This is a genomic window from Streptomyces kebangsaanensis (genome assembly GCF_001906585.1).
In the GTDB taxonomy this organism is placed as follows: Bacteria; Actinomycetota; Actinomycetes; order Streptomycetales; family Streptomycetaceae; genus Streptomyces; species Streptomyces kebangsaanensis.
Map to the genome: position 1 here is coordinate 85759 of NZ_JUJA01000140.1, position 7081 is coordinate 92839.

Annotated in this window: 7 protein-coding genes; 4 read left to right on the forward strand and 3 right to left on the reverse strand. The window is 73.2% G+C overall.

From position 1 onward, the window contains the following. The 3 genes from RH94_RS44035 to hmgA all read right to left on the reverse strand — a co-directional run. On the reverse strand, positions 1 to 362 hold a 362-nt coding region (locus tag RH94_RS44035), incomplete at its 3' end, for a type ISP restriction/modification enzyme (protein WP_324614294.1). Positions 363 to 559: 197 nt separating this feature from the next. Continuing rightward, positions 560 to 1309, reverse strand: a complete 750-nt coding sequence (locus tag RH94_RS20610) for a GntR family transcriptional regulator (protein ID WP_073948988.1) — start codon at positions 1307 to 1309, stop codon at positions 560 to 562. Positions 1310 to 1336: 27 nt separating this feature from the next. Further along, the gene (gene hmgA / locus RH94_RS20615; protein WP_073948989.1) at positions 1337 to 2656 is read right to left on the reverse strand and encodes a homogentisate 1,2-dioxygenase; all 1320 of its coding nucleotides are present in this window, start codon (positions 2654 to 2656) and stop codon (positions 1337 to 1339) included. Positions 2657 to 2802: 146 nt separating this feature from the next. On the opposite strand from hmgA, the gene RH94_RS20620 reads away from it, so the two are divergent. From RH94_RS20620 to RH94_RS20635, 4 genes are all read left to right on the forward strand, one after another. After that, positions 2803 to 3384, forward strand: coding sequence for a hypothetical protein (locus RH94_RS20620; RefSeq protein ID WP_073949017.1), 582 nt, complete (start codon positions 2803 to 2805; stop codon positions 3382 to 3384). 7 nt (positions 3385 to 3391) lie between these two features. After that, positions 3392 to 4000 carry a TetR/AcrR family transcriptional regulator gene (locus tag RH94_RS20625; protein ID WP_107428777.1) on the forward strand — a complete coding sequence of 203 codons (609 nt, stop codon included), beginning with the start codon at positions 3392 to 3394 and terminating at the stop codon, positions 3998 to 4000. A 138-nt stretch (positions 4001 to 4138) separates the two neighbouring features. Further along, the gene (locus RH94_RS20630) at positions 4139 to 6370 is read left to right on the forward strand and encodes a molybdopterin oxidoreductase family protein (protein ID WP_073948991.1); all 2232 of its coding nucleotides are present in this window, start codon (positions 4139 to 4141) and stop codon (positions 6368 to 6370) included. A 167-nt stretch (positions 6371 to 6537) separates the two neighbouring features. After that, positions 6538 to 7081: hypothetical protein (locus RH94_RS20635; RefSeq protein WP_234425911.1), on the forward strand; the 544-nt coding region annotated here is incomplete at its 3' end.

Here is a 7081-nt window from a genome sequence, read left to right on the forward strand (position 1 = left end):
CGCCACAGCTCGGGGCGGGCCGCGTCGATCAGGCGGTGGTCGGGGATCAGCCACTGCTCGTCGAAGGGCGCCACCAGCACGCGTACCGGCTCCGGGCACGCCCCCGAGGCGCGGACCAGCTTCTCGGTGCCGCCGGTCCGGCCCGGCAGCTGCCCGACCGCCGTGTACGGCGTCCGCGAGCGCGTCGGCTCGAACAGGGCCTCCCGGTCGGGGCCTTCGGCCTTCAGCAGGGCGTCCCAGCGGGCCCTCAGACAGCCCGCGTCGGGCGCCGCCGGCCACCCCCGCCCGAGTCGCGGCGGTGCGACGGACCACGGCATGAGGTCGGCCAGCGGCACAGCGTCGTCGTGCGTCACGCCGGGCATCGTACGACCTGGGTCCTGTCGTCGGATTCCCGCCTGCTCCGCGGCGCCTGGCACGCTCCCCCAAGCTCTCGGCTCCGCTCGAGCAGGGGGGACCCCCACCCCCAAGCTCTTCGAGCAGGGGACCCCCATGACGCCGCGGAGCCCGCCCTTCGGGCGGACGTCGGGAATGCGACGACAGGACCCGCCCGACGGCCGGTTCAGGTGGCGTCGAGGGTGACCGAGAAGGAGAAGCGGTCCCCGCGGTAGTGGATGACCGCCACGTCCAGCGGCCGCCCCGCCGCGTCGTAGGTGATCCCCGTGTAGTGCAGGATCGGGCTGAGCAGCGGGACTTCGAGGAGCCGGGCCGTCTCCGGGTCGGCCAGCCGCGCCTCCACGGTGTCCGTGATCCGGCTGATGTCCGTGCCGACCACGTCCCGCAGCACCTTGGTCATCGGCCACCGCAGCAGGTCGTCCACGGCTATGCGCCGGGCCAGCTCCGGACGGACGTGGTTGCGGGCGTGGTTGGTCGGCTCACCGGTCCTCTCGTCGCTGCGCAGCCGGTGGTACGTCGCCACCTCGCCCAGGTCCGGGAAGAACTCGGCGAGTTCGGCGGGCACGGGCGCCGTGCCGTGGTCCAGCAGCTCGGTGGTCATGCCGGACTGCTGGGCCACGATCGCGTCCACCGAGCCGAGCAGCCGGACCGGGGCACCCCGTCGGGCGTCCGGCTCGATGAACGTGCCGCGCCGCCGGTGACGGGAGATCAGGCCCTCGTCCTCCAGCTCCTTCAGCGCCTGCCGCATGGTCAGCACGCTCACGCCGTAGTGCCCCGCCAGCTGCTCCTCGGTGGGCAGGCGCAGCGGGTCCCGGGGCGAGCGGCCGAGGATCGAGGCGCGCAGCGACTGCGACACCTGGTACCACAGCGGCAGCTTGCGGTTCAGGACGATCGAGTCCGGGGCGAAGGAGGTCACGGGCCATCCGTACCGGTAGGGAGTCGATCAGGGCAAGGGGCGGAAGTGCCGCTCGAGGCCCTGCCACACGTCGTCGTAGCGCTGTTGCAGGTGCTCGGCCCGCGCCGCGTGCGGTGTGAGCGTCACCGGCCAGCGGGTCTCGAACATGAACGCCAGCCCGTCGTCGACCTTCTGCGGCTTCAGCTCCGCCGTGCTCGCCCGGTCGAACGTCTCCCGGTCCGGGCCGTGCGCCGACATCATGTTGTGCAGCGAGCCGCCGCCCGGCACGAAGCCCTCCGCCTTCGCGTCGTAGGCGCCCTCGATCAGGCCCATGTACTCGCTCATCACGTTCCGGTGGAAGTACGGCGGCCGGAAGGTGTCCTCGCCCACCAGCCAGCGCGGTGCGAAGACCACGAAGTCGATGCCGGCCAGGCCCGGGGTGTCGGAGGGCGAGGTCAGCACCGTGAAGATCGACGGGTCCGGGTGGTCGTACGAGATCGTGCCGATGACGTTGAAACGGCGCAGGTCGTAGACGTACGGCACATGGTTGCCGTGCCAGGCGACGACGTCGAGCGGGGAGTGGTCGTAGGTGGCGGTCCACAGGTTGCCGCAGAACTTGTTCACCACCTCCACCGGTCCGTCCACGTCCTCGTACGCGGCGACGGGGGCCATGAAGTCCCGTGCGCCGGCGAGGCCGTTGGCGCCGATGGGGCCGAGGTCGGGGAGGCGGAAGGGGGTGCCGTAGTTCTCGCAGACGTAACCGCGGGCGGTGGCGTCCAGGAGGTCGACGCGGAAGCGCACCCCGCGCGGGATCAGCGCCACATGGCCGGGCTCGGCGTGCAGCATGCCGAACTCCGTGCGCAGCAGCAGTCCGCCGCGCTCCGGGACGATCAGCAGCTCGCCGTCGGCGTCGCTGAAGACGCGCTCCATCGAGGAGTCGGCGTGGTACAGGTGCACGGCCATGCCGGTGCGCTGGGTGGCGTCGCCGTTGCCGCCGAGGGTCCACAGGCCGGCGAGGAAGTCCGTGCCGGGGGAGGGGTCGGGCAGCGGGTTCCAGCGCAGCCGGTTCGGGTCGGGCGCGGCCTGGGTGAACGGCGCCGTGCGCAGCGTGCCGTTGCCGGTGCGGGTGAACGCCGGGTGGGCGGCCGAGGGGCGGATGCGGTACAGCCACGAGCGGCGGTTGTGGGCGCGGGGCTCGGTGAACGCCGTACCGCTGAGCTGCTCCGCGTACAGCCCGAGGGGGGCGCGCTGCGGGGAGTTGCGGCCCTCGGGCAGCGCCCCCGCGACCGCCTCCGAGCTGTGCTCGTTGCCGAAACCGGAGAGGTAGGCCAGTCCCTCGGCGGTCTTGCGTGCGTCGTCCCCGCTCATGATCGCTCCCTTGCAACCTGATTCCTATGGGACACCGTAGGATTGCGTTTTCCGGGGCGCAAGACCCCCTACTCCCGAGGGAGGGCCGGAACCAGACTCCAGGGGGATCCGGCCGGCCGTACGGCTGCTCTACGCTCCCCGTCATGCTGTCGTGGACGCGGGGACCACTCGCTGTGCTCGCGGTCTGTGCCCTGCTGTTCGCCGGGCCGGCGGGCTGCGGATCGGACGATGCGCACGGGGGTGCGGAACGGGAGCCGTCCGCGTCCGTGGGCAAACTCCTCGACCACACCGACGAGGAGGGACGGCGCTACCGCGAGGTGGACCGGAGGAGCGCTCCCGAGGTCGGCGTCGAGGTCCAGCCGGACGCCGACGGCGACTGGGACGTGCGGCTGACCGTCCGCCGCTTCCGCTTCTCACCGGCCGGCACCGAGGCCCGGGCGACGCCCGGCCGCGGCCTCGCGCACCTACTGGTGGACGGCAGGCTCGTGGCCCGCCTGCGCACCCCCGCCTACCGCCTGCCCGCCCACCTGCTCCCCCACGGCACCCACCAGGTCACCGCCCGCCTGTGCGCCGACGACGGCACGGTCTGGGCGACCGCCGGCGAACCGGTCCAGAGCACGGCCGACATAACGGCTTCTCCTCAGGAACCACCGGAGTCGCCCCCGGCCCCGACGCCCACCGCTCCAACCGGAAGGCCCGCTTCACCCGATCGTGGGGGGCGGGCATGATGAAGCCGTGCCCCACGCGACCCCGCTACGCCGCGCGCCCGTGCAGCGGCGCAGTGCCGAACGGCTGACCAGGATTCTCGACGCCTGCGCCGACCTCCTCGACGAGGTCGGCTACGACGCGCTGACCACGCGTGCCGTCGCCCTGCGCGCCGGTGTGCCCATCGGTTCCGTCTACCGGTTCTTCGGCAACAAACGCGCGATGGCCGACGCGCTCGCCCAGCGCAACCTCGAACGCTTCACCGAGCGCGTCACGGAGCGCCTGAAGGAGACCGGGGGCGGCGGCTGGCACGCCGCCATGGACGCCGTGCTCGGGGAGTACCTGGAGATGAAGCGGACCGCCCCCGGCTTCTGCCTGGTCGACTTCGGCAACCAGATCCCCGTCGGCACCGGCCGGGCCCAGCCCAACCGCCGCGTCGCCGACCGCCTCACCGACCTGCTCTCCGGCCATCTGCGCCGCGAGCCCGACGACGACCTGCGCCGCACCTTCCTGATCGCCGTCGAGACCGCCGACACCCTCGTCCAGCTCGCCTTCCGCGTCGACCCGCAGGGCGACGAGCGGATCATCGAGGAGACGCGGGTGATGCTGCGGGCGTACCTGGAGCGGGCGCTGGACTGAGTCCACCCGGACGCCGCCCGCGCCGGACACCGCGCGAAAGGGTTCCGGCCATCCTTCCCGGCAGGCCTCCCCTCCGTGCATACCGGTCGGTATGCTCGCTCCGTCCCGCACCGCAGCCGAGGCCCTCCGGGAGGACCCGTGTCCCGCACCGCCCTGCGCATCTGTCCCCTGTGCGAGGCCACCTGCGGGCTGACGCTCACCATCGACGGCACACGCGTCACCGGCGCCCGCGGTGACCGCGAGGACGTGTTCAGCAGGGGGTTCATCTGTCCCAAGGGCGCCGCCTTCCCGGCCCTCGACGGTGACCCGGACCGGCTGCGCGTCCCGCTCGTGCGCGAGAACGGCGAGCTGCGCGAGGCCACCTGGGAGGAGGCGTTCGACGCGGTGGCCGCCGGGATCCGGCCGGTCGTCGAGCGCCACGGCCCGCACTCCGTCGGCGTGGTCCTCGGCAACCCCAACGTGCACACCGTGGCCGGCGCCCTCTACCCGCCCCTCCTGCTCGGCGCCCTGGGCACCCGCAGCGTCTTCACCGCCTCCACGCTCGACCAGATGCCCAAGCACGTCGCCGGCGGGCTGCTCTACGGCGACGCGGGCGCCATTCCCGTCCCCGACCTCGACCGCACCGCCCACCTGCTCCTGATCGGCGCCAATCCCCTGGAGTCCAACGGCAGTCTGTGCACCGCCCCCGACTTCCCCGGCAGGCTCAGGGCGCTCAGGGCCCGCGGAGGCACCCTCACGGTCGTCGACCCGCGCCGCACCCGCACCGCCGAACTCGCCGACCGGCACCTCGCCATCCGCCCCGGCGCCGACGCCCTGCTGCTCGCGGCGATGGCACACGTCCTCCTCGAGGAGGACCTGACCGACCTCGCCCACCTCGCCCCGCACGTCCAAGGAGTCGACGAACTCCGGGACGCAATACGGGACTTCACTCCCGAGGCCGTGGCGGAGACGTGCGACATCGACGCCGTGACCATCCGCGCCCTCGCCCGCGAACTCGCCGCCGCCCCCACGGCCGCCGTCTACGGCCGCATCGGCAGCTGCACCGTCCCGCACGGCACTCTGGCCAGCTGGCTCGTCGACGTCCTCAACATCCTCACCGGCAATCTCGACCGCCCCGGCGGCGTCCTCTTCCCGCAGGCCGCCACCGACCGGACGCCCCGCCCCGTCGGGCCCGGCCGCGGCTTCGCGCTCGGCCGCTGGCACTCCCGGGTGAGCAACCACCCGGAGGCCAAGGGGGAGTTGCCGATCTCGGCGCTCGCCGAGGAGATCGACACCGTCACCGCGGAGGGCGAGCCGATCCGCGCGCTCGTCGTCGTCGCCGCCAACCCCGTGCTGTCCGCCCCCGACGGCGACCGGCTGGACGAAGCGCTGGACTCCCTCGACTTCATGGTCGGTGTCGACCCGTACCTGAACGAGACCTCGCGCCACGCCCACGTCGTACTGCCCCCGCCGCCACCCTCGCAGAGCCCGCACCACGACTTCGCGTTCAACGCCCTCGCCGTGCGCAACCAGGTCCGCTACACCCGCCCCGCCGTCCCCCTGGAGCCCGGCAGGATGGCCGAGACCGAGATCCTCGCCCGGTTGGTCCTGGCCGCCACGGGCGGGCACGGCACCGACCCGGCGGCCGTCGACGCCCTGGTGATCGAGCAGACCCTCCGCAAGGCGGTCGGGGAGCCGCACTCACCCGTCCACGGCCGCGACCCGCGCGAACTCGCCGCGCACCTCACCGGCGAGAACGGCCCCGAACGGCGGCTGGACATGATGCTGCGGCTCGGCCCCTACGGCGACGGCTTCGGCGTACGACCCGACGGGCTGAACCTGGACAGGCTCCTCGCCCACCCGCACGGCATCGACCTCGGCCCGCTGCGGCCCCGGCTGCCCCAGCGGCTGAAGACCGTCAGTGGCAGGGTCGAGCTGCTGCCCCGGCCGATCGCCGACGACCTGCCCCGTCTGCGCGAGGCCCTGCGCGAGCGCCCGGACGGGCTCGTCCTCGTCGGCCGCCGCCATCTGCGCTCCAACAACAGCTGGATGCACAACGTGCCCGCTCTCACCGGCGGTTCGAACCGCTGCACCCTGCACATCCACCCCGAGGACGCCGTACGCCTCGGCGTGCGCGACGGCGCTCCGGTCCGCGTCAAGGGCGCCGGCGGAGAGGTGACCGTGCCCGCCGAGGTCACCGACCGCATACGCCCCGGCGTGGTCAGCCTTCCCCACGGCTGGGGCCACGACCGTCCGGGCACCCGCCTGACCCACGCCTCCACCACTCCCGGCGTCAACGTCAACCAGCTCCTCGACGGCAGCCGGCTCGACCCCCTCTCGGGCAACGCGGTCCTCAACGGATTCCCCGTCGAAGTGACCGCCGGGGGGTGAGCACGCGCCGGGTCCCGCGCCGCCGGCGGGAAGGGGCCCGGTTGGCCCGGTTGGGCGGTGTCCGGCGGCGCGTCGGGCGAGGGTCACGGCCTCGGGCGGACGGATGTGAAAGAGAGTCAGTTAGAAAAGCGATTTGTATGAAAATCGGCTGACTCGGAGGAATGCGCATGCCCACCCTGACACTCCCACGCATCTTCGGCTCCCGCGTCGGCGTCACCGCCGCTCTGACGGCCCTGACCGCGGCGGGTGCCACGTGGCTGGCGGCGCCCGTCGCCACGGCCCTCGGGGAGGGCGGCGACATCAGGATCCACCGGGTGGGCGTACCCTTCGGCGTCCCGAAGGACGACCCCGTGGTGTGCCGGTTCTATCTCGAGGCCGTCAACTTCGACAGCCTCGGTGCCATCGCCTACACCATCCAGGCGCAGCCTCCACTGCCCACCAGTGCCACCGTCAACGGCACCATCGCCCTCGGCGCCGGGGTCGGCCGCACCGAACCGCTGGTGCTGGCCGACGGGCAGTACAAGCTCATCTGGACCGTCGGCACCACACCCGGCAAGGAGAAGCTCTTCCGCATCAACTGCCGTGACGACCACGACCGGCGCGAGGGAGGCCCGGGGCCGGGCGGTCACCAGATCGAGGACCAGGGCCGCGGAGACGGGGACCACCACGGCGGGGACCGCCGCGACGGGGACCACCGCGGCGGGGCCGCCG